Annotated in this window: 16 protein-coding genes and 1 riboswitch; of the genes, 10 read left to right on the top strand and 6 right to left on the bottom strand. The window is 71.2% G+C overall.

From position 1 onward, the window contains the following. Positions 1-124: 124 nt before the first annotated feature. On the bottom strand, positions 125-1,642 hold the full coding sequence (locus ACLZOT_RS18920; protein ID WP_416970399.1) for a YibE/F family protein: 1,518 nt from the start codon (positions 1,640-1,642) through the stop codon (positions 125-127). 491 nt (positions 1,643-2,133) lie between these two features. Beyond that, positions 2,134-2,323, top strand: a riboswitch (TPP riboswitch). Between ACLZOT_RS18920 and thiC the strand changes: the two genes are divergently transcribed. The 3 genes from thiC (at position 2,316) to ACLZOT_RS18905 (ending at position 6,039) form a co-directional block, all read left to right on the top strand. Next, a complete protein-coding gene (thiC, locus tag ACLZOT_RS18915) occupies positions 2,316-4,115 on the top strand; it encodes a phosphomethylpyrimidine synthase ThiC (protein ID WP_416970133.1) in 1,800 nt (599 codons plus the stop codon). It overlaps the preceding riboswitch by 8 nt. A 120-nt stretch (positions 4,116-4,235) precedes the next feature. Next, a complete protein-coding gene (locus ACLZOT_RS18910; RefSeq protein WP_416970132.1) occupies positions 4,236-4,715 on the top strand; it encodes a hypothetical protein in 480 nt (159 codons plus the stop codon). Positions 4,716-4,788: 73 nt separating this feature from the next. Then, positions 4,789-6,039, top strand: coding sequence for a DUF4241 domain-containing protein (locus ACLZOT_RS18905; RefSeq protein WP_416970131.1), 1,251 nt, complete (start codon positions 4,789-4,791; stop codon positions 6,037-6,039). 65 nt (positions 6,040-6,104) lie between these two features. On the opposite strand, the gene ACLZOT_RS18900 is transcribed toward ACLZOT_RS18905, so the two are convergent. The 3 genes from ACLZOT_RS18900 to ACLZOT_RS18890 all read right to left on the bottom strand — a co-directional run bounded on the left by ACLZOT_RS18900 (position 6,105) and on the right by ACLZOT_RS18890 (position 9,655). Further along, a complete protein-coding gene (locus ACLZOT_RS18900; RefSeq protein WP_416970130.1) occupies positions 6,105-6,971 on the bottom strand; it encodes a hypothetical protein in 867 nt (288 codons plus the stop codon). 156 nt (positions 6,972-7,127) lie between these two features. After that, positions 7,128-8,234 (bottom strand): metallophosphoesterase, encoded by a 1,107-nt coding sequence (locus ACLZOT_RS18895; protein ID WP_416970129.1) that lies wholly within the window; start codon positions 8,232-8,234, stop codon positions 7,128-7,130. Between the two features lie 308 nt (positions 8,235-8,542). Further along, positions 8,543-9,655, bottom strand: a complete 1,113-nt coding sequence (locus ACLZOT_RS18890) for a LacI family DNA-binding transcriptional regulator (RefSeq protein WP_416970128.1) — start codon at positions 9,653-9,655, stop codon at positions 8,543-8,545. Positions 9,656-10,054: 399 nt separating this feature from the next. On the opposite strand from ACLZOT_RS18890, the gene hisC reads away from it, so the two are divergent. The 7 genes from hisC (at position 10,055) to ACLZOT_RS18855 (ending at position 20,867) form a co-directional block, all read left to right on the top strand. Continuing rightward, complete coding sequence (hisC, locus tag ACLZOT_RS18885; protein ID WP_416970127.1) at positions 10,055-11,131, top strand: histidinol-phosphate transaminase; 1,077 nt, start codon at positions 10,055-10,057, stop codon at positions 11,129-11,131. 109 nt (positions 11,132-11,240) lie between these two features. Then, complete coding sequence (locus ACLZOT_RS18880) at positions 11,241-11,762, top strand: hypothetical protein (RefSeq protein ID WP_416970126.1); 522 nt, start codon at positions 11,241-11,243, stop codon at positions 11,760-11,762. Positions 11,763-12,119: 357 nt separating this feature from the next. Beyond that, on the top strand, positions 12,120-13,628 hold the full coding sequence (locus ACLZOT_RS18875) for a cytochrome ubiquinol oxidase subunit I (RefSeq protein ID WP_416970125.1): 1,509 nt from the start codon (positions 12,120-12,122) through the stop codon (positions 13,626-13,628). A 20-nt stretch (positions 13,629-13,648) separates the two neighbouring features. Continuing rightward, positions 13,649-14,650, top strand: a complete 1,002-nt coding sequence (gene cydB, locus ACLZOT_RS18870; protein ID WP_416970124.1) for a cytochrome d ubiquinol oxidase subunit II — start codon at positions 13,649-13,651, stop codon at positions 14,648-14,650. Positions 14,651-14,701: 51 nt separating this feature from the next. Continuing rightward, entirely contained in the window at positions 14,702-18,217 is a 3,516-nt protein-coding gene (gene cydD / locus ACLZOT_RS18865) for a thiol reductant ABC exporter subunit CydD (RefSeq protein WP_416970123.1), read from the top strand. Between the two features lie 57 nt (positions 18,218-18,274). Continuing rightward, complete coding sequence (locus tag ACLZOT_RS18860; protein ID WP_416970122.1) at positions 18,275-19,690, top strand: GAF domain-containing sensor histidine kinase; 1,416 nt, start codon at positions 18,275-18,277, stop codon at positions 19,688-19,690. Positions 19,691-19,814: 124 nt separating this feature from the next. Further along, positions 19,815-20,867, top strand: a complete 1,053-nt coding sequence (locus ACLZOT_RS18855) for a M23 family metallopeptidase (protein WP_416970121.1) — start codon at positions 19,815-19,817, stop codon at positions 20,865-20,867. Between the two features lie 76 nt (positions 20,868-20,943). On the opposite strand, the gene ACLZOT_RS18850 is transcribed toward ACLZOT_RS18855, so the two are convergent. Continuing rightward, positions 20,944-21,813, bottom strand: coding sequence for a Cof-type HAD-IIB family hydrolase (locus ACLZOT_RS18850; RefSeq protein WP_416970120.1), 870 nt, complete (start codon positions 21,811-21,813; stop codon positions 20,944-20,946). A gap of 406 nt (positions 21,814-22,219) precedes the next feature. Continuing rightward, positions 22,220-23,122, bottom strand: coding sequence for an LLM class flavin-dependent oxidoreductase (locus tag ACLZOT_RS18845; protein WP_416970119.1), 903 nt, complete (start codon positions 23,120-23,122; stop codon positions 22,220-22,222). Positions 23,123-23,169 lie beyond the last annotated feature (47 nt).

Below are 23,169 nucleotides of genomic sequence, written 5' to 3'. Positions count from 1 at the left end.
GCGGTTCCGGGTCTGTGCAGGAACGGTTCTGCTGAGGCTGGGGGATTCGGCGAGGGGCGTTCGCCGGCGGAGGTGGGGTTTCGGGGGCTGTCATGTCCCCGAAGTTCCCCGTACCTCGGAGCCGTCAGTGCTTGCGGCGCCGCCCCCGGCCTCCCTTCGCCGCTGCCGGTGCTTGCGTCGGGGCCGCCGCCGGTGTGGGCGCCCCCTTCGCCTCGGGGCGGTCCGCCGAGACGACCAGGGCCGCGAGGGCCGTGGTGACCGGGACCGAGGCGACCAGGCCGATGGAGCCGACCAGCGTACGGACGATCTCCTCGGCGACCAGCTCGCTGTTGGCGACCGTGCCGACGCCGCTGTCGGCGATCGAGAAGAGGAGCAGCAGCGGGAGGGCGGCGCCCGCGTAGGCGAGGACCAGGGTGTTGACGACGGACGCGATGTGGTCGCGGCCGATGCGGATGCCCGCCCGGTACAGGCCGCGCCAGCCCATCGTGGGGTTCGCCTCGTGCAGCTCCCAGACCGCCGAGGTCTGGGTGACCGTCACATCGTCCAGGACACCCAGCGAGCCGATGATGATGCCGGCCAGGAGCAGACCGCTCATGTCGATCGACGGGTACAGGCCGTGGATCAGGCCGGTGTTGTCGTCCGTGTTGCCCGTGAGCGCGGACCGGCCGATGAACAGCGAGCCCAGGACGCCGATCAGCAGCAGCGAGATCAGCGTGCCGAGCACCGCCACCGAGGTTCTGGCCGAGAGGCCGTGACACAGATACAGGGCGATCAGCATGATCGCGCTCGACCCGACCACCGCCACGACCAGCGGATTCGAGCCCTGGAGGATGGCCGGCAGGATGAAGAAGTTCAGGATCATGAAGCTGATCGCCAGCGCGACCAGCGCCATGACGCCCCGCAGCCGGCCGACGACCACGACGGCGATGGCGAAGATCCCGGCGAGCAGCGCCATCGGGAAGCGCCGGTTGATGTCGGCGACGGAGTACTGGAGGTCCTTCGGCGCGGACGGCTCGTACGCGACGACGACCTTCTGACCCTGCTTCAACTGCCGTGACTGGTCCGGCTGGATGATCTCCGTGAACGTACGGCCCTTGTCGCTGCCCGTGTCCACCCGGATCGTCGCCCGCTTGCAGGTGCCGCGCGCCTCCTGCACCGCCGAGGAGCCCTCGGCCGTCGAGGTGTCACCGGTCGGCGGCACCCCCGACGCGTTGACGGACGCGCAGCTCAGCTTCTCGACCTTCGTGACCGTCGCCTGCTGCGTCTGCCGGTCGAAGCCGACCCCGGTCCGCTCGTGGGGCGGAGCACCGCCGGGCCACAGCACCGCGAGCCCCACGACCACGGCCGCCGCGAAGGGGATCAGGATCGCGCCGATGACCTTGCGGAGGTGCCGGGAGACGGGGGCGGCGGGGCCATGGCTGTGCGAGTGCGAGTGGCCGCCGCCGTGCCCTCCGCCGTGCGAGTCACCGTGCCCGCCGTGCCCGCCACCGGGAGGGCCGCCGTGGGAGTGCCCATCGGATCCGGGCCCCGCGCTGTGCTGCCCGCCCTGGTGGGCGTGGGCCTCGTGCTCGGGGACGCGGGGGACGGGGCCGCTGTTGTGCGGGGGCACCTGAGGCAGGGGACCGCTGTCCTGCGGGGACATATGAGGGCCGAGGCCGCTCCCGCCCACTTGGGGCACCGGGCCGCTGTCGTGCATCGACACCCTCGGTACCGGGCCGCTCTCGTACGCCGGGCGCCTCACCTGCGGCGTAGGACCCGTGTCCTCCGGGCGCAGGGTCGGGCCGACGCCGTAGCCGTAACCCTGGGGCGCGGGGGGCGGGTTGGTGCCGGGGCCCTGCTCCCCCGTACGCCGGAAGTCCGGTGGTCTGGGGGCCGCGCCCCGGCGTGGGAGTGAGCCGAGCCGGGTGCCGGGGCGGTTGCCGGAGGGGGCGGGGCCGCGTCCGGGAACGCCGTCGCCCTCGCCCGGCGCGGAGCCGTCGGTGGGACCCGCGCCCTCACCGCCGTACCCGTCCCGGGACGGCTCGGGAGGCGGGGGGAACGGGGAGCGGGGTGTCGTGGTCACCGACCGATCATCGCAAGAACGGCAGAGGCCCACTGTTCACCGCGCCACAAATACCGCTAGCGTGGAGGCACCTTTGCACACGCGGGAGCTCGGAGCACCGGGCTGAGAGGGCGCTGACCTTCGTCTTCGCGGTGTTTCACGTGAAACGTCACCGGGTTCGAGTGATGTTTCACATGAAACATCGGCAGACGGAAGCGGCTGCGTCGACCGCTGAACCTGTTACCGGGTAATGCCGGCGTAGGGAGTAGGTCTCATGACCATCAAGGACGCACGCACGCCTGCCTCCACGCAGAACGCGGCCAGCACGGACGCGGCTGACAGCGGGGCCGGGAAGTCCATCGGCTGGCACAAGGCGTACGTCGAGGGCTCGCGCCCCGATCTGCGGGTGCCGGTCCGTCAGGTGCATCTCACCAACGGGCAGTCGGTCACCCTGTACGACACCTCGGGCCCGTACACCGACCCGTCCGCCGAGACGGACGTCCGCCGGGGCCTGTCCCCGCTGCGGGAGAACTGGATCGTCTCCCGGGGCGACACCGAGGAGTACGCGGGCCGTCCCGTCCGCCCCGAGGACGACGGGATCAAGCACACCTCTCCGCGCGGTGGCCTGCGGAATCTCGACGCGGTCTTCCCGGGCCGCCCGCGCCTGCCGCGCCGCAGCCGGGACGGACGGGCGGTCACCCAACTCGCGTACGCCCGCCGGGGCGAGGTCACGCCGGAGATGGAGTACGTGGCCATCCGGGAGAACGTCGCGCCCGAGGTCGTCCGCGAGGAGATCGCGGCGGGGCGGGCCGTCCTGCCCGCGAACGTCAACCACCCGGAGATCGAGCCGATGATCATCGGCAAGCGGTTCCTGGTGAAGGTCAACGCGAACATCGGGAACTCGGCGGTGACCTCCTCCATCGAGGAGGAGGTCGAGAAGATGACCTGGGCGACCCGCTGGGGCGCCGACACGGTCATGGACCTCTCCACCGGCCGCAACATCCACACCACCCGGGAGTGGGTGCTGCGCAACTCCCCCGTCCCCATCGGCACGGTGCCGCTCTACCAGGCGCTGGAGAAGGTCGACGGCCGGGCCGAGGAGCTGACCTGGGAGATCTACAAGGACACGGTGATCGAACAGGCCGAGCAGGGCGTGGACTACATGACGGTCCACGCCGGTGTCCGTCTCCCGTACGTCCCGCTGACCGCGAACCGCAAGACCGGCATCGTCTCGCGCGGCGGCTCGATCATGGCGGCCTGGTGCCTCGCGCATCACCGGGAGTCGTTCCTGTACGAGAACTTCGAGGAACTCTGCGAGATCCTCGCCGCGTACGACGTCACCTACTCGCTGGGCGACGGCCTGCGGCCCGGCTCGATCGCGGACGCCAACGACGAGGCGCAGTTCGCCGAGCTGCGCACGCTGGGCGAGCTCAACCGGATCGCCAAGCGCCACGACGTACAGACGATGATCGAGGGCCCCGGGCATGTCCCGATGCACAAGATCAAGGAGAACATCGACCTCCAGCAGGAGATCTGCGACGAGGCGCCGTTCTACACGCTCGGCCCGCTGACCACGGACGTCGCGCCCGCGTACGACCACATCACCTCCGGGATCGGCGCGGCGATGATCGCCTGGTGGGGGACGGCGATGCTCTGCTACGTCACGCCCAAGGAGCACCTCGGTCTCCCCAACCGCGACGACGTCAAGACCGGCGTCATCACCTACAAGATCGCCGCCCACGCGGCCGACCTCGCCAAGGGCCACCCAGGCGCCCAGGACTGGGACGACGCCCTCTCCGACGCCCGCTTCGAGTTCCGCTGGGAGGACCAGTTCAACCTGGCCCTCGACCCGGACACGGCCCGCGCCTTCCACGACGAGACCCTCCCCGCGGAGCCCGCCAAGACGGCCCACTTCTGCTCCATGTGCGGCCCGAAGTTCTGCTCCATGAAGATCTCCCAGGACATCCGCCGCGAACACGGCGGCAGCCAGGGGGAGATCGAGGAGGGCATGGCCCAGAAGTCGAAGGAGTTCGCGGCGGCGGGGAACCGGGTGTATCTGCCGATCGCGGACTGAGCAGTCCCGCTTCTCCTCGGGCCCGCGGGGGCGTAAGCCGCTGCGGGCCCGGGTTCGGAGAGACAGTCGCGTGGCACGGATCTACGATCGACAAAGGGGGAGACCACCCCGGGAGATCCGATGAACAGACGAGCGATCACCATAGGGACGCTGACGATACTCGGGTTGCTTTTCCTCCTGCCCGGGACGGCCTTTCGCCTTCCGGCCGCATCGGCTCAGGCCGCGCCGTCCTCGGCTGCGGCGACCTACGAGCGGTTGACCGCACGGGAATGGGCGCAGATCGCCAAGGACCCCGATGCGCACAGTGGGGAGCGGTACGTCGTGTACGGGGTGGTCACTCAGTTCGACGCGATGACGGGCTCGGAGACATTCCGTGCCGACGTCGACGGTGTTCGGCACGTGGAGAGCTACGAATATCCGACCAACACCATCCTGACCGGAGACGCGGCACAGCTTGAGCGTTTCATCGTGGGTGACACCTTCGAGGCGAAGGTCGAGATGAACGGGTCTCTCACGTATGAGACGCAGGTCGGGGGGTCGCTGACTGTCCCGCAGCTCCACGTGGATTCCATGGAGATGACGTCCGCCGCGACGCAGTGACCCAGCCCGGTATTCCTCGTGATGGGGCGTTGTCAGTGGCGGGGGTTACGGTTTTGGCAAGGTTGTTCGATATGTGGGGGCAAGTGTCGTGGACAAGGTGTTCGTGTCGTACGCGGTGGGGTGGGATCTGAGAGGCCGGGCCGCGGTGGGGCCGCTGTCCCGGGAACAGGCCGAGGCGCGGGACGCGGAGGGGGAGCCATATGTGATGGTCCACCGGGTGGCTGGGCGGAGGGAGCCGGTGGAGGTGCATCTTGTCGACTGGGGGGCGTCGTACGTCGGGGTGTGGGGGTACGACGAGTGGGGCCGGCGCAAGGCCGAGGCCGATTGGCGGCTGCTGGAGGAGGAGCGGGTTTTTCTGCTGCGGGTGGGGGCCTGGTTGTACGTGTCCGCCGAGCAGGAGGAGTTCGGGGGCGATGTCACGTGGGTGCGGCAGGAGCTGTACCCCGACGGCAAGGGGCGCAAGGTCGTCGAGCGGCCGAGGGGCGGGGCCACGCACACGCCCGCGGACATCGACGAGGGTGACCGATGGTTGGGCAGAGGGGCGTTGGGGGTGGGGGGAGAGGGGTGGTTGCTGGTCTCCGGGGAGACCGGGACGGCGCCGGTGGTGGTGGACGCGGAGGAGGCCGAGCCCGCCGAGCCGGTCCACGAGCCCCAGCTCTGGGTTTCGCCCCGGCCCGCAGAACCGGCCTACCTGACCGAGTTGTTCACCGTCGGGACGAAGTTCTCGACCGACGTCCAGCCGGAGATGACGGTCGTCGGGGTGCGGGAGATCGCCCGGCTGCGGGTGCCCAGCGGCAGGCTGGTCGTCGCCGATCCTTCGGCCGACGGACGTGAGCTCGTGCAGGGGTTCGCGCCGGGGACGTACCCCATGCAGGAGGCCGTCGTCGGGTACGAGTACGACTTCATGGGCGAGCATGTCGAGACGGAGGATCCCGTCGCCGTACGCCTGCTGTTGCGGGACGAGCCCGTGGCCGCCTGGGAGTTGGCGCTGGCGTCGGGGGAAGACGTCCGGTTGTTGCATGACGGCGGGGGCTTCGGATTCGGCACCGATGGAGCCCTGGGGTCCTTCGCGGACGCGTCCGGCTGGGACACGCACGTCGATCAGGTCATGACGTACTACCGGAGGCACAGCGAGAAGGTTCCCGTGGACTTCGTCGCGGACGGCCACCTGCGCAGTGTGGACGAGAGCACAGGCAGCGACCTGATCTGCTTCCCGACAGCCGGTGACGGGGGCTACCCCGTCTGGCTGGGCCGGTCGGCGTCGGGAGAGGCGGTCTCTTTCGTGGTCGTCACCGACTATCTGTCCGACCTTCGGCCGCTGTGAAAGCCCCCCTGGCTCGCGCCCCCTGTGGAGGGACGCGAGCCAGGAGCAACCGGGGATGGGTGGATCTAGTCGGGCTGGTTGTCCGGGCCGCCGAATTCCGGGCTGGTGTAGTCCGGGCTGGAGAAGCTCGGGCGGTGGCCCGGAGCGGGGCCGTCGTCGGGGCTGGTGAATCCGGGACGGTCGTATCCGATTTTCGGGAGGCGGCTGGTCGGGGACGGCGGGGCCGTCTGGGGGACCGGGGCGGTCGGGCCCTGGGTGAGCGCGTCGCGGAAGAACGGCAGGAAACCGCGCTCCAGCAGGGCCACCCGCCAGGCTTCCCTGGCCCGCTCGACCTCCTCCGCCTGTTCGTTGTACGGCCCCGCCTCCAGCGCGGGCCGGTTGCGCAGCGCGGTGAGCAGCAGTCCGACGGTGGCGACGAGGATCGCCAGCGCCGTGACCACCCCGAACACCCAGCCCGCCGTGACCAGCGCCTCGGCGAACGCCGGGGCCGGGTCGAGCGCCTTGAGCAGATAGCCGACGAGCAGGAAGATCACCGCGGCGGTCCCGGCGAGGACCGGCGTGAGCACGGCGGCGACGGCGACGGCTCCCGCCCCGGCGGGCTCGACGGCGGCCTCTCCCAGCGTGGTGGCGATCCCCGCGCCCCCGCTCGCCGGCTCACCGGCGTGGGTGTCGCGGGATGCGGAGGAAGCCGGCGCCGGATGGCGCAGTTCGTCACGGACCTTCACGTAGTGCTGGTACTCGGTCGCCGCCGCGGTCGTGATGAACGCGGTGGCGCCCAGCGCCATGGTGCGCAGTTGTACGGGGTTGAGGCGCCGGCCGATACCGGCCAGTTCCGGGTGGTGTGGTGCGGAGCGCAGCGCCTCGTCGAGGATCCGCTCGTACTCCTGGCGGTCCTCACTGTGCAGGTGCTGCGGAACGCTGTTCATGTGCATCCCCCGATGCTCCGTAGGGCTTGGGGCTCGCATGCCAACGAGCCGTCGGGCAGAAACGGAGGGGAGCCTGCTACGGATAAGCCGATGGTAGAGCGGCGACGGCTCAAGGTGACAGGGGGTTTGCGGAAATTGGACCCGGGCCTGTGCCGCCGGCGATCAGTCCTCCCTACCGGCCGCCTGCCCGGTGGACTGCCGATTATCCATGGGCAGCCGCTGGACCAGCAGCTTTCCGGCCATGGTCACTCCGCCGTCCATCGCGATGGCGAGTCCCTCCGCGTAGATGTGCGGTCCTTCGACGTTCGGACCCGACTGGTCCTCGCCGTCCTCGGAGCCGACTTCGCCCAGCAGATAGGGAATCGGGCTGTGTCCGTGAACGATCCGGGTGCCGCCGTACGTATCGAGCAGTGCGCGCACGGCGTCGGCGCCGCCCTCGTCGCGGAAGGAGAAGCGCTTGGTGAACTTGCGGAAGAGATCCCACACCTCGTCCGCGTCGTTGCGCGTGATCGTCTCGCGGACGGTGTCGTTGACGGCCTCGATCGAGTCGCCGTAGTCGAGATAGGCGGTCGTGTCGGAGTGGACGAGCAGATGGTCGTCGACGTGCTCGATCGCGTCGAGGCGGGCCATCCACTGGAGGTGGTGGTCCTGGAGGCGGTCCATGTCGGCCTTCTGGCCGCCGTTGAGGAGCCAGGCCGCCTGGAAGGTGGCGGTGCCCGCGCCGGAGTTGACGGGGGTGTCGCCGAACCGCTTCGCGCCGAGCAGGAGGAGTTCGTGGTTGCCCATCAGGGCCTTGCAGTAGCCGCCCGCCGCGGCCGCCTCCGCCGACAGCCGCATGACCAGGTCGATCACGCCGATGCCGTCGGGCCCGCGGTCGGTGAAGTCGCCGAGGAACCACAGCCGCGCGTTGCCCGCGCACCACTGTCCGGCCTCGTCGATGAGGCCCTTCTCCCGCAGCGCTTCGTGGAGTTCGTCGAGGTAGCCGTGCACGTCGCCGACGACGAACAGCGGTCCGGGGCCGTCCGGGGACACCGGCGCCACGGGTTCCGCGACCGGCATCCGCAGCGTGTCGCCCCGGTTGATGACCGGCAGGTCGCGCTGGGTCGGCGTGTACCCCTCTGGGTAGCCCTGCTCGTCGGCCGGTACGGCGTCGCCGGGATGCCCGGCGGGGTCGTACGGACCGGTCTCATGGACGTACGCGGGCACCCGGAAGTCGCGCAACGTCGCCGTCCGTTCCGCTTCGGGTCCCTGACCGGCCCCCTGAGTCATCAGACCCCTCCACCATCGCGCCGCATCTGCACCGCTTCGGACTGCCTGGTCGCAGCGGCCCGCGGTGTCGTGGGCCCATCATAGGAATGCGGATCGGGCCATGTGATGACCCAGGGGTGGTGAATCGGTTCGGGCGCGCGCCGGTGCGTGGCATTCGCCCCGATTGAGCCGTGCCTGTCCGTCGCGCCGGTGCTCCGCGCGACCCCGTTCCCCGCCCCGCGCACATCATGCGACGGCTCCCGCCCCGAAAACACCACGCCGGCCGGACCTTCCGGGAAACCCCCTCAGGGCTCCCCGGAAGCGTCCCGCTATGTCCCCTCGGGCGTGCGCGGCGGGCTCACCGTCGTACGCGGCGGGCGGCGCTGGGAGGACGTACGGATGATCAGTTCGGTCGGTATCACCTGCTCGACCGGGTGGTCCGAGTCCACCCCCTCGATCGCGTCGATGAGGAGCTGCACGACCGCGGTGCCGATCCGGCGCGGTTTCAGCGAGAGGGTGGTGATGGGGGGTTCGGTGCTCGCGTACACCGTGGACTCGCTGCAGCACACCAGCAGCAGGTCCTCGGGGACGCGCAGGCCGTAGCGGCGGGCGGCGGCGAGCAGGTCCGTGCCGTTGGGGTCGAAGAGGCCGTACACGGCGTCCGGCCGGTCGGGGCGGGCGAGCAGCCGGTCGGCGGCGACGGCGCCCGCGCACGGGTCGTGGGCCGGGTACGCCTCGTAGACCGGGTCCTGGCCGACCCGCTCGCACCAGCGCAGGTACGCGGTGGTCGACAGGTGGGTGTACGTGTCGGTCGTGGTCCCGGTGAGCAGCCCGATCCGGCGCGCGCCGGCGTCGGCGAGGTGGTCGAGGATGTCCAGGACGGCGGCCTCGTGGTCGTTGTCGACCCACGCGGTGACCGGCAGCGGGCCGGAGGGGCGGCCGTCGGAGACGACGGGTAAACCCTGCCGGACGAGCTCGCCGACCACCGGGTCCTGGTCGGAGGGGTCGATGACGACCGTGCCGTCCAGGGCGACGTTCGACCACACGTCGTGGCGCGAGGTCGCCGGGAGGATGACGAGCGCGTAGCCGCGGGCGAGCGCGGCGGAGGTGGCGGCTCTGGCCATCTCCGCGAAGTACGCGAACTCGGTGAAGGTGAAAGGTTCATCCCCGTACGTGGTGACGGTAAGTCCGATCAGGCCGGACTTACCCGTACGGAGCGTGCGGGCCGCGGCCGACGGGCGGTAGCCCAGCCGGTCGGCGACCTCGCGGACGTGGCGTCGGGTGGCATCAGGGAGCCTGCCCTTGCCGTTCAGGGCGTCGGAGACGGTCGTGATGGATACTCCGGCGGCGGCGGCCACGTCCCTGATGCCCGCTCGGCCCGGCCGGCTGCCTCGGCGTGAGGTTTCCGCGCGGCTCACCTGGTGCTTCCCTGCTGCTGTCATGGCGTGCCGATAGTAGGGCTCATGAGGTGGGGTAGGGCGGACGCATATGCACTCATCGACAGGCACGTTTCTGCAAGGTCAAATCGCTCAAGTACTTGAGAAACAAAGTCAGTTGGCTGTTCGAACAGCATTACATGTGGCATCGGCGCTGATGAGCCTGTCGAGGCACCGATGTCTCGAAGAGGTCTCAACTCACCTGCACGAGGGATGCGCGCCACGGCGCGTGCCACCGGCGCATAGATATATGTACGTCACGCCCCCTGTTTCGTCGCCTTCGTGCGCTGTTGCCCCTGATGCGCGTGTGACGAACCGGGTCCGTACGCCCGCTGACGTGCACGTGCCGAATCCTCTTAAGGTGAGGAGAATTGAGTACCGGAGCCGGGCACGAGGAGGACTGTGGTGAGCGAGACGAACCCCAAGCTGCGGGTCGAGCTGGAGGGGATCCCCACCTACAAGCCGGGCAGGCCGGCCGCCGAGGGCGGCCCGGTCGCCTTCAAGCTGTCCTCCAACGAGAACCCCTACCCGCCGCTGCCCGGCGTCCTGGAGACCGTCACGGCCGCCGCCTCCTCGTTCAACCGCTACCCGGACATGGCGTGTACGGCGCTGACGGCCGAACTCGCCGACCGCTTCGGCGTCCCCGTCTCCCACCTCGCCACCGGCACCGGCTCCGTCGGCGTCGCCCAGCAGCTCCTCCAGGCCACCTCGGGCCCGGGCGACGAGGTCATCTACGCCTGGCGCTCCTTCGAGGCGTACCCGATCATCACGCAGATCAGCGGCGCCACCTCCGTACAGGTCCCCCTCACCCCCGGCGCCGTCCACGACCTGGACGCGATGTACGAGGCGATCACCGGCCGCACCCGCCTGATCTTCGTCTGCAACCCCAACAACCCGACGGGTACGGCCGTGCGGCGGGCCGAGCTGGAGCGGTTCCTCGACCGGGTGCCGGGCGACGTCCTGGTCGTCCTCGACGAGGCGTACCGCGAGTTCGTCCGCGACGCCGACGTCCCCGACGGCGTCGAGCTGTACCGCGACCGCCCCAACGTCTGCGTCCTGCGCACGTTCTCCAAGGCGTACGGCCTCGCCGGGCTGCGCGTCGGCTTCGCGATCGCCCACGAGCCCGTCGCCGCCGCCCTGCGCAAGACGGCGGTGCCCTTCGGCGTCAGCCAGCTCGCCCAGGACGCCGCCGTCGCCTCGCTGCGCGCCGAGGACGAACTCCTGGGCCGCGTCGGGTCCTTGGTGTCCGAGCGGGCCCGGGTGCTCGCCGGCCTGCGGGCCCAGGGCTGGACCGTCCCCGACTCCCAGGCCAACTTCGTCTGGCTCGGGCTGGGGGAGCGGACGCCGGCGTTCGCCGCCGCGTGCGAGCGGGCCGGGGTCGTCGTGCGGCCGTTCCCCGAGGGGGCGCGCGTGACGATCGGGGAGACCGAGGCGAACGACATCTTCCTGAAGGTGACCGAGGGGTTCATCAAGGAGGGCTGAGCCGAGCGTTTCCCCGGGCCGGGAGGCGGGAGCGTGCCGGGGGAGAACTCGGCACGCTGAATCCGGCGTTCGGCCGCCGGGCGGCGGAGCGGGCGGCGAGGATGGCCGGATGACATCACGCCAAGGGCCCACCATGGAGCTGATACGCGCGGCTCTCGACCCGGCCACGAAGACGGCACGCCTGCGCACGGAGTCCCCTGTGTGCCGGGTGGTGATCAGGGCCGCCGAAGCCGATCTGGCCGCAGGCAGCGCGGAGCAGGTCAACATGCTCGCGATCGGCTCGGGTGTGGCAGCGGCGGGGCTGACCGCCTGGCTCGCGCAGGAACGGAACCTCGACGCGGCGGACATCATCGCCGAGTTCGAGAGAGTGTCCGCGGCCCAGGGGGAACACCGGGCTCCGCTCGTGGAGATGCTCAAATCGCTGCTGACCGGCCCGCCGGGAATGGAGCAGACCGCGCGACTCATGGTGGGGCTCTTCCATGACGACGAGGAGTCGTTCTACGACCTCATCGTCGACCTCGGTGGCTACATCGCCGACTGCATCGGCCTGCTCGCCGCACTCGATGTCAGCAGCCGTGACGACACGCTGGAAGATCTGAACGACATGCTCGCCTCGTTCTTCAACGACTAGGGCGCCGCAGGAGCGGGGCCGGCCTGTGACCAATCGCACGGCGGCCGGTTTCGGGCTTGCGCCGACCGTTTGCCGGTGCCATGTGGAGCGTCGGCTTCACCGGGAAGCGGGTGCCAGGAGCCCTGATCCGGCCGGTTCCGGGGACGTTTCACGTGAAACCTGGACAGGGGCGCGATGTGCATGACGCACGTCGCACGCCGCTTGGGTACCCCCCACCCCTCCGCCCTCGAACAGCCATGCGCCATAATTGCTTGTGAATGTGAACGCGTTCACAAGCGTGTCCCAGTTGCTCCACTGTTGTGTGTGACATACGGGGCAAACTGCCGCAGTACCACGGCACGTAAGGAGACTGACGACGTGGAAATGGCCTTGGCGCCAGAGACACTGGCGCGCTGGCAGTTCGGTATCACCACCGTCTACCACTTCCTCTTCGTCCCCCTGACGATCTCGCTCGCGGCGCTCACCGCCGGGCTGGAGACCGCGTGGGTGCGGACCGGCAAGGAGAAGTACCTCAGGGCGACGAAGTTCTGGGGCAAGCTCTTCCTGATCAACATCGCGATGGGCGTCGTCACCGGCATCGTGCAGGAGTTCCAGTTCGGCATGAACTGGTCCGACTACTCGCGCTTCGTCGGTGACGTCTTCGGCGCCCCCCTCGCCTTCGAGGCCCTGATCGCCTTCTTCTTCGAGTCCACCTTCATCGGCCTGTGGATCTTCGGCTGGGACAAGCTCCCGAAGAAGATCCACGTCGCCTGCATGTGGATGGTCTCGATCGGCACGATCCTGTCGGCCTACTTCATCCTCGCCGCGAACTCCTGGATGCAGCACCCGGTCGGCTACCGGATCAACGAGGCCAAGGGCCGCGCCGAACTGACCGACTTCTGGCTCGTCCTGACCCAGAACACCGCGCTCAGCCAGGCGTTCCACACCCTCACGGCCGCGTTCCTGACTGGCGGCGCGTTCATGGTCGGCATCTCCGCCTTCCACCTGGTCCGCAGGCGGCACATCGTCGAGATGCGGACGACCCTGCGCCTCGGCCTGATCACCGTCGTGATCGCCGGTCTGCTCACCGCGATCAGCGGCGACACCCTCGGCAAGGTCATGTTCAAGCAGCAGCCGATGAAGATGGCCGCCGCCGAGGCCCTGTGGGACGGCGAGGCACCCGCGCCGTTCTCCGTCTTCGCCTACGGGGACGTCGACAAGGGCCACAACAAGGTGGCCATAGAGATCCCGGGCCTGCTGTCCTTCCTCGCGAACGACGACTTCACCTCGCACGTCCCCGGCATCAACGACGTCAACAAGGCCGAGCAGGAGAAGTTCGGCCCCGGCGACTACCGCCCCAACATCCCGGTCGCCTACTGGGGCTTCCGCTGGATGATCGGCTTCGGCATGACCTCCCTCGCGATCGGCATGCTCGGCCTGTGGCTGACCCGCAAGAAGTTCATGCTCCCCGAGCACCTGCGCACCGGTGAGGACGAGGTGCCGAACCTGGTCCTCTTCCGCAAGAAGGCGCTCGGCCCCCAGCTCACCACCTGGTACTGGCGCCTGGCGATCTGGACCCTGGCCTTCCCGCTGATCGCCAACTCCTGGGGCTGGATCTTCACCGAGATGGGCCGTCAGCCCTGGGTCGTCTACGGCATCTTCCAGACCCGCGACGCGGTCTCCCCCGGTGTCTCCCAGGCCGAGGTCCTCACCTCGATGATCGCCTTCACCACGCTGTACGCGATCCTCGCCGTCGTCGAGGTCAAGCTCCTCGCCAAGTACGTCAAGGCCGGCCCGCCGGAGCTGACCGAGGCCGACCTCAACCCGCCCACGAAGATCGGCGGCGAGGCGCGAGACGCCGACAAGCCGATGGCCTTCTCGTACTAGGCCGAGGGAGCTGCACCGTCATGGAACTGCACGACGTCTGGTTCGTCCTGATCGCCGTCCTGTGGACCGGCTACTTCTTCCTGGAGGGCTTCGACTTCGGGGTCGGCGTCCTCACCAAGCTCCTCGCCCGTAACCGGGTGGAGAAGCGCGTCCTCATCAACACCATCGGCCCGGTCTGGGACGGCAACGAGGTCTGGCTGCTCAGCGCGGGCGGCGCGACCTTCGCCGCCTTCCCCGAGTGGTACGCCACCCTCTTCTCCGGCTTCTACCTGCCGCTGCTGGTCATCCTGCTCTGCCTCATCGTCCGGGGCGTCGCCTTCGAGTACCGCGCCAAGCGGCCCGAGGAGAACTGGCAGCGCAACTGGGAGCGGGCGATCTTCTGGTGCTCCCTGATCCCCGCGTTCCTGTGGGGCGTCGCGTTCGGCAACATCGTGCACGGCGTGAAGATCGACCGGGACTTCGAGTACGTGGGCGGCTTCTGGGAGCTGCTCAACCCGTACGCCGTCCTCGGCGGGCTCGTCACGCTGAGCCTGTTCACCTTCCACGGCACGGTGTTCACGGCCCTCAAGACGGTCGGTGACATCCGGGAGCGGGCTCGCAAGCTGGCCCTCAAGGTCGGTCTCGTCACCGCCGCCCTCGCCCTGGCCTTCCTGGTCTGGACGCAGGCCGACAGCGGGGACGGCGCGAGCCTGGTCGCTCTCGTCGTGGCCGTCGCCGCCCTGGTCGCCGCGCTCGTCGCGAATCAGGCCGGGCGTGAGGGCTGGTCGTTCGCGCTCTCCGGCGTCACGATCGTGGCCGCCGTGGCGATGCTCTTCCTGACGCTCTTCCCGAACGTCATGCCGTCGTCGCTGAACCCGGAGTGGAGCCTCACGGTCACGAACGCCTCGTCGAGCCCGTACACACTGAAGATCATGACGTGGTGTGCGGTGATCGCGACGCCGGTCGTGATGCTGTACCAGGGGTGGACGTACTGGGTCTTCCGGAAGCGGATCGGGACGCAGCACATCGCTGAAGCGCATTGAGTTTCGACAGAGGGGTGTTTCACGTGAAACACCCCTCTGGACCGAAGGGGCATGTTTCACGTGAAACCAATCGATCCGCGTCTCCTCCGATACGCCCGCGCCACCCGCCTCTTCCTGGCGGCGGTCGTCGGACTCGGGGCTCTCGGTGCTCTCCTGGTCATCGCTCAGGCCATGCTCATCGCCGAGATCGTCGTCGGCGCCTTCCAGCACGGCCACTTGGTCGGTGACCTCCGCACCCCCCTCCTCCTGCTGGTGGCCGTCGCGACCGGCCGTGCGCTGGTCTCCTGGCTCACCGAACTCGCCGCCCACCGTGCGAGCGCCGCCGTGAAGTCGGAGCTGCGGGGGCGGCTGCTGGAGCAGGCGGGGGCGCTCGGCCCGGGGTGGCTCAGCGGGCAGCGGACCGGGTCGCTCGTCTCCCTCGCGACCCGGGGCGTGGACGCCCTCGACGACTACTTCTCGCGCTATCTCCCGCAGTTGGGGCTCGCCGTCGTCGTACCGGTCGCGGTGCTCGCGCGGATCGTGACCGAGGACTGGGTGTCGGCGGCGATCATCGTCGGGACGCTGCCGCTGATCCCGGTCTTCATGATGCTGATCGGGTGGGTCACCCAGTCCCGGATGGACCGTCAGTGGCGGCTGCTGTCACGGCTGTCGGGGCACTTCCTGGACGTGGTCGCCGGGCTGCCGACGCTGAAGGTGTTCGGGCGGGCCAAGGCGCAGGCCGAGTCGATCCGGAAGATCACCGGCGAGTACCGCCAGGCGACCCTCAAGACGCTGCGGATCGCGTTCCTCTCCTCCTTCGCGCTGGAGCTGCTGTCCACGATCTCGGTCGCGCTGGTCGCGGTGACGGTCGGGATGCGGCTCGTGCACGGCGAGATGGACCTCTACATCGGACTGGTCATCCTGATCCTGGCGCCGGAGGCATATCTGCCGCTGCGGCAGGTCGGCACGCAGTACCATGCGGCCGCCGAGGGGCTCGCCGCCGCCGAGGAGATCTTCGCGGTGCTGGAGGAGCCGGTCCCCGCGTCCGGCACGGCCGCCGTCCCGCAGGGCGCGATCACCCTCGACGGAGTGACCGTCCGCTACCCCGGCCGGGCCGTCCCCGCCGTCGAGAACGCCTCGTTCACCGTCGCACCCGGCGAGACGGTCGCCCTCGTCGGCCCGAGCGGCGCCGGCAAGTCGACGCTCCTGAACGTCCTGCTCGGCTTCGCCCGGCCCACCGAGGGCGAGGTCAGGATCGGGGGCAAGGACCTCACCGACCTCGACCTTGACGAGTGGCGCGCGCGGATCGCCTGGGTCCCCCAGCGGCCCCACCTGTACGCCGCGACGATCGCGGAGAACGTCCGCCTCACCCGCCCCGACGCCGACGACACGGCCGTCCGCCGGGCGCTCGCCGACGCGGGCGCCCTGGAGTTCGTGGACGCGCTGCCCGCCGGCCTCGACACCGTGCTCGGCGAGGACGGTGCCGGACTCTCCGCCGGGCAGCGGCAGCGGCTCGCCCTGGCGCGCGCGTTCCTCGCGGACCGGCCTGTGCTGCTCCTCGACGAGCCGACGGCCGCACTGGACGGCGCGACCGAGGCGGAGGTCGTCGCGGCGGTCCGACGGCTCGCGCAGGGGCGGACGGTTCTGCTCGTGGTGCACCGGCCGGCGCTGCTGGAGGCGGCGGACCGGGTGGTGCGGATCGCGGAGGCGGGGACCGTTGCCGTGGATCGGGCGCCGGTGGCCGTCGTACGGGACGAACACGGTGTCACGCAGGCCGACTTCTTCACTCCCGGCGAGCTGAAAGAGGTCGCCGGAGAGACGCCCACCGGCACCGTACGCGGCGGTGTGCTCGCGCGGGTGCGGGCCATGGCCGGGCCGCGTCGGGGGCGGCTGCTGCTCGCGGCGCTGCTCGGGAGCCTCGCGCTCGGCAGTGCCGTGGGGCTCATGGCGACGTCCGGGTGGCTCATCTCGCGGGCCTCGCAGCAGCCGCCGGTGCTGTATCTGATGGTGGCCGTGACGGGGACGCGGGCGTTCGGGATCGGGCGGGCCGTGTTCCGGTACGCGGAGCGGCTCGTCTCGCACGACACGGTGCTGCGGATGCTCGCCGACACCCGGGTCGCCGTCTACCGGCGCCTGGAGCGGCTCGCGCCCGCCGGACTGCGCTCGGCCCGGCGCGGGGACCTGCTGTCGCGGCTCGTCGCTGACGTGGACGCCCTCCAGGACTACTGGCTGCGCTGGCTGCTGCCGGTCGGCGCCGTCGTCGTCGTGTCGGCCGGGTCGGTGGCCTTCACCGGCTGGCTGCTGCCGGAGGCGGGCGCGGTCCTCGCCGCCGGACTGCTGCTGGCCGGGGTGGGTGTGCCGCTGGTCACCGGGGCGGTCTCCCGGCGGGCCGAACGCCGGCTCGCCCCCGCGCGCGGGGTGCTGGCGACCCGGGTCGCCGACCTGCTCACCGGCACCGCCGAACTCACCGTCGCCGGCGCCCTGCACCGCCGTACGGACGAGGCGCGTGCGGCCGACTGGGTGCTGACGCGGATCGCCTCGCGCGGGGCGGCGGCGACCGCGCTCGGGGACGGGCTGACCGTGCTGGTGACCGGGCTGACCGTCGCGGGGGCGGCGCTGGTGGGGGCTCAGGGGGTGGCCTCCGGGCGGCTGGACGGTGTGTCGATGGCCGTCGTGGTGCTCACGCCGCTGGCCGCGTTCGAGGCGGTCCTCGGGCTGCCCCTTGCCGTGCGGTACCGGCAGCGGGTGCGACGCAGCGCGGAGCGGGTCCACGAGGTGCTGGACTCCCCCGCGCCCGTACGGGAGCCGCAGCGGCCCCGCCAGGCGCCCGCCACACCGTTCCCGCTGGCCCTGAAGGGGCTCACGGCGCGGTACGACGGACAGGAGCGCGCCGCCCTCGCCGGGGTCGACCTGACGCTCGCGGAGGGCCGCCGGATCGCCGTCGTCGGTCCCTCCGGCTCCGGGAAGACGACCCTCGCGCAGGCGCTGCTGCGGTTCCTGGACGCCGAGTCCGGGACGTACACGCTGGGCGGCGTGGACGCGTACGCCCTCGACAGCGACGACGTGCGCGGGCTGGTCGGGTTGTGCGCCCAGGACGCCCACCTGTTCGACTCCACCGTCCGCGAGAACCTGCTCCTCGCGCGGAAGGGCGCGGACGAGGCGGAGCTGCGGGACGCCCTGCGGCGGGCGCGGCTCCTGGAGTGGGCCGACGCCCTGCCCGACGGCCTCGACACGCTCGTCGGCGAGCACGGCGCGAAGCTCTCCGGCGGCCAGCGGCAGCGCCTCGCGCTGGCCCGCGCGCTCCTCGCGGACTTCCCCGTCCTGGTACTGGACGAGCCCGCCGAACACCTCGACCTGCCGACCGCCGACGCGCTCACGGCGGACCTGCTGGCCGCGACCGAGGGGCGGACCACGCTGCTGATCACCCATCGGCTGGCGGGGCTGGAGGCGGTGGACGAGGTGATCGTGCTGGACGCGGGGCGGGTGGTGCAGCGGGGCTCCTATGCCGAGTTGGCCGCTGTGGAGGGGCCGTTGCGGGAGATGGTGGGGCGGGAGGAGACGGCGGAGGTGTTGGTGGAAGCCGGGTAAGTCGGTGTTTCACGTGAAACACCGAGCTTCTCAAATGGGGCAAATTACCCTTGCTCCATGACCGTCGACCCCCGTCTCCTCGAAGCCCTGCGGTCCGTGAGCGGAGAGCTGGAGCGCATCCCGGAGACCGCTGTGACCCTCCTCGGCGTCCAGGACGCGGCCGTCGAGGAGGGCGGTGACGGCTCCGGCTGGGCGCTCGCCGTCCCCATCCGCGTGCACGGCGAGCTGTACGGCAACCTCTGTCTCGCCGGGCGCCGGGACGGGCGGCCCTTCGACGGCGCCGACCTCGACCTCGCGCGCGCCCTCGCCGGGGAGGCGGGGATCGCGATCGGCAACGCGCGGCTGTACGAGGCGGCACGGCAGCGGGAGCGCTGGATCGACGGCTCCGTCGCCGTCACCACCGCGCTGCTGGCCGGCGAGGACCCCGACGACGCGCTCCAGGTGGTCGCCGAACACGCCCGCACCCTCGCCGAGGCCGCCGCCGGGGTCGTCCTGCTGCCCGCCGAAGGAGGCGGCCTGGAGATCGCGGCCGTCGCCTCGGACCGCCCCTCGGGGATGCTCGGCGAGCTCGTCCCGGGGGACAGTGAGCTGGTCAGGGCGTTGCTGGACGGGCAGGAGGTGTACGTCGAGGACGCGGCCACCGACCCCCGATCGGTCACCTCGCGCGCCGCCGAGTACGGGCCGTGCCTGCTGCTCCCGCTGCGCGGCGACGGGCGTTTCCTGGGCACCCTCTGCCTGCCCAGGGCGCGCGGGCGGCGGACGTTCACCGAGGCCGAGCGGGAACTCGCCCGCCGGTTCGCCGAACAGGCCGCGCTGGCGCTGATCGCGGCCGAGGCGCAGCGCGACCGGGAGCGGCTCGCGGTGTTCGAGGAGCGCGACCGGATCGCCCGCGACCTCCACGACCTCGTCGTCCAGCGGCTGTTCGCGACCGGGCTCACGCTGGAGAGCGCACAGCGCGAGGCCGTCGCGCCCGAGGTGCGCGAGGGCGTCGGGCGGGCCGTCGACGAACTCGACGTCACCATCCAGGAGATCCGCACCGCGATCTTCGCCCTGCGCCAGGGGCCCGGCGAGACGCCGACCCACCTGCGTACCCGCGTCCTGCGCGAGGTCGCCATGGCCGCCGTACCGCTCGGCTTCCGGCCGGACTGCCGGTTCGTCGGCGACGTCGACGGTCTCGTCGGCGAGGCGACCGGCAAGAACCTCGTCGCGGCCCTGCGCGAGGCCCTCTCCAACGCCTTCCGGCACGCGCGTGCCTCCCGTATCGAGGTTGTCGTCGACGCGGGGGTGATCTTTCCCGACGGGCGTCCGGGGGTACGGCTGACCGTCGCCGACGACGGGGTCGGCATCACCGACGGCGGTCGGCGCAGCGGCCTGCTGAACCTCGTGCGGCGCGCGGAGTCCCTCGGCGGCGGCAGCCGGTGCGAGCCGGGAATCGGCGGCGGGACGACGGTGGTGTGGGAGGCGCCGTTCTGAATCCGGCCGGGGTCAACCAGGCGTGACGGGATGTCACCCGGGGTTGGGCCATCCGGACGCGCTGTCCCCCGGTCGTATGACGTGAACAGGCACACCCCCCGCCCCCTGGGACACGATCGCTGACATGCGCTCACCTCGCCGCCGCCCCCTGCTCGTTCCGGTCCTGCTGTGCGCGGCGGCGGTCCTCGCGGCCCGCCCCACCCCCGCAGGCGCCGACGGCGAGAACGGCTTCGGCGACGGCCTCGGCGCGCAGGTCGCGCAGCTGTACGAGGAGGCCGCCGCCGCGTCCCAGGAGTACGACGCCGGCCGCCGCGAGGCCGAGACCCAGCGCGCCAAAGCCCAGCGGTACGAGGAGCTGCGCGCCCAGGAGCTGCGCGAACTCGGCAGGCTGCGCGAGGACCTCGGGCGGATCGCGCGAGCCCAGTACCGCGACGGGGGCGGGCTCCCCATGGCCGTACAGGTCGTGCTGGACGGTGATCCCGACCGGTTGATGCGCGGTCAGCACGTGCTCGCGCAGGCGAATCTCGCCGTCGGGAGCGCGCTCGGCAGGCGCAGGGCCGTCGAGGAGCGGCTCGCGGGGGACGCGGCGCGGGCGGCGTCCGCGTGGCAGGTCCTGGAGCGGCGTACCACCGAACTCGCCGGGCTGAAGCGGGACATCGAACGCAAGCTGGAGGAGGCGCGGTGGCGGCTCCAGGGGCGGGCGGCGGCGTCCGTCGCGGCGGGGGCCTGCCCCGGCGCGACCCGGCTCCCGCAGCCGGCGCCCTCGTCCGGCGGCTGGGTCGCGCCCGTCGAGTCCTACCGCCTCTCCGCCTCCTTCGGCAGCGGCGGCGCGCGCTGGGCCCACCGCCACACCGGCCAGGACTTCGCCGTCCCGATCGGTACGCCCGTCCGCGCGGTCGGCGCCGGCCGGGTCGTCCGCGTGGCCTGCGGCGACGGCTTCGGCGTCCAGCTCGTCATCAGCCATCCCGGCGGCTACCACACCCAGTACGCCCACCTCGCCTCCGTCGCCGTCGACCCCGGCGAACGCGTCTTCGCCGGCCAGTGGATCGGCCAGACCGGCACCACCGGCAACTCCACGGGGCCGCACCTGCACTTCGAGGTGCGAGTGACCCCGGAGATGGGCTCGGCGGTGAACCCGGTGCCGTGGCTCGCGGACCGGGGGGTGCCGCTGGGGTGAGCGGGGTAGATCTTCAGTGGGGGTGCTGACCGAGTAAGGGGCACCAACCATGGCGAACGCCCCTTACCCGCAGCCGTCAGACCCGCTCCGCCACCAGCTTCTCGATCACCACCGCGACCCCGTCCTCGTTGTTCGCGACCGTCTGTCCCGACGCCGCCGCGACCACGTCCGGGTGGGCGTTGCCCATCGCGTACGAGCGACCCGCCCAGGTCAGCATCTCGACGTCGTTCGGCATGTCACCGAAGGCGACGACCTCCTCGGGGGCGATACCGCGTTCCGCGCAGCACAGGGCCAGGGTGCTGGCCTTGGAGATGCCGGGGCCCGCGATCTCCAGGAGGGCGCTCGGGCTGGACCGGGTGACCGAGGCACGCGCCCCGATCGCCTCGCGGGCCAGCGTGAGGAACGCGTCCGGGTCCAGCGTGCGGTGGTAGGCGAGGATCTTCAGCACCGGCTCCCGCGCGCCGGGGCCGTCCGGCGCGAGCAGCTCCTCGGCGGGGGCCAGGGAGTCCGGGATCTCCATGTGCATCTTGGGGTACTCCGGCTCCTGGTGGAACCCGTACGTCTGCTCCACCGCGTACATCGTCCCCGGCGCGGCCTCCCGCAACAGGCGTACGGCGTCGAGGGCGTTCTCCCGGGCCAGCTCCCTGACCTTCACGAAGCGGTGGGCTCCGGGGCCGCCGTGCAGGTCGACCACCGCCGCGCCGTTTCCGCAGATCGCCAGCCCGTGTCCGTGCACGTGATCACTGACCGCGTCCATCCACCTCGCGGGCCTGCCGGTCACGAAGAACACCTCGATGCCCGCGTCCTCGGCCGCCGCCAGCGCGGCCACCGTCCTCGGCGACACCTGCCCGTCGTCCCGCAACAACGTCCCGTCGAGGTCGGTGGCGATCAGACGGGGAGGTCGTATGGCTGCGGGGGTCTCGGGCTGCCGGGTCGCTGAGGTCACGGGGGCATTCTCCCGCATGGGTGCGCGCGGGGGCGGGGGTGTGGGCGCGGATGAGATGTACGTGACGTGGGGTGGAGGGGGTGGAGCGGTTGCGGATCGCGGGGTGGAGGGGGTGAGCGGCTGTGGAGGTCGGGCGGAGAGGGCTGGAGCGGCTGAGGATCGCCGGGTGGAGGGGTGAGCGGTGTGGAGGGCCGGGGGAGGGGTGTTGGAGCGGCTGAGGAGCCCGAGGTGGAGGGGTGAGAGGCCGTGGAGCGCCGGGCCACGGACTCGCCCCGTGCCCGACCGGCCTCACCCTGCCCGAGGTTGCGCGGCCTCACCTTGGCCCACGGCCTCACCCTGTTCGAAGCCGCAGCCTCACCCCGCCCCCGACCACGACCTCACCCTGCCCGAGGCCCCGCCCCCGTCCTCACCCCAGCTGCGCCGGCGCCTCCATCGCGATCCGCTCGAAGATCTTCTCGTCCGCCGCGAAGTCCGAGTCCGGGATCGGCCAGTGGACGACCAGCTCGGTGAAGCCCACCTCCTGGTGGCGTCCGGCGAAGTCGACGAAGGCGTCGAGGGAGTCGAGGGGCTGTGCGCGGTCCGGGGTGAAGCCGGTGAGGAGGATCTTGTCGAGGGAGCCGACATCGCGGCCCAGGGACGCGCAGGCGTCCGCGAGACGGTCCATCTGGTCGCGCAGGGCGCGCAGGGACTGCTCCGGCGTGCCGTTCTCGTACAGCTTGGGGTCGCCCGTGGTCACCCACGCCTGCCCGTACCGCGCGGCGAGCTTCAGCCCACGGGGCCCGGTCGCGGCGACGGCGAAGGGGAGGCGGGGCCGCTGCACACACCCCGGGATGTTGCGGGCCTCGTGCGCCGAGTAGTGGTCGCCCTCGTACGACACGGAGTCCTCCGTGAGCAGCCGGTCCAGCAGCGTCACGAACTCGGCGAACCGGTCGGCACGCTCACGCGGCGTCCACGGCTCCTGCCCGAGCGCGGTCGCGTCGAAGCCGGTACCGCCCGCACCGATCCCGAGGGTGATCCGCCCGCCGGAGACGTCGTCCAGCGAGATCAGCTCCTTGGCGAGCGTCACGGGGTGGCGGAAGTTCGGGGAGGTGACGAGGGTGCCGAGGCGTAGGTGCTCGGTGACGCCCGCTGCGGCGGTCAGCGTGGGGACGGCGCCGAACCACGGCCCGTCGCGGAAGGACCGCCAGGACAGGTGGTCGTAGGTGTAGGCGGCGTGGAACCCGAGCTGTTCCGCTCGCTGCCATGCCTCCCGGCTGCCTTCGTGCCAGCGGCGGTACGGGAGGATCACAGTGCTCAGGTGCAGGCTCATACACCGAGCGTATGCGGAGAGCTGTGTTTCACGTGAAACGTCGTGTT

This window comes from Streptomyces sp. 4F14 (genome assembly GCF_048159485.1).
GTDB lineage: Bacteria > Actinomycetota > Actinomycetes > Streptomycetales > Streptomycetaceae > Streptomyces.
The sequence above is the reverse complement of the archived record's forward strand: the minus strand, read 5'-3'. Positions and strand labels throughout refer to the sequence as shown.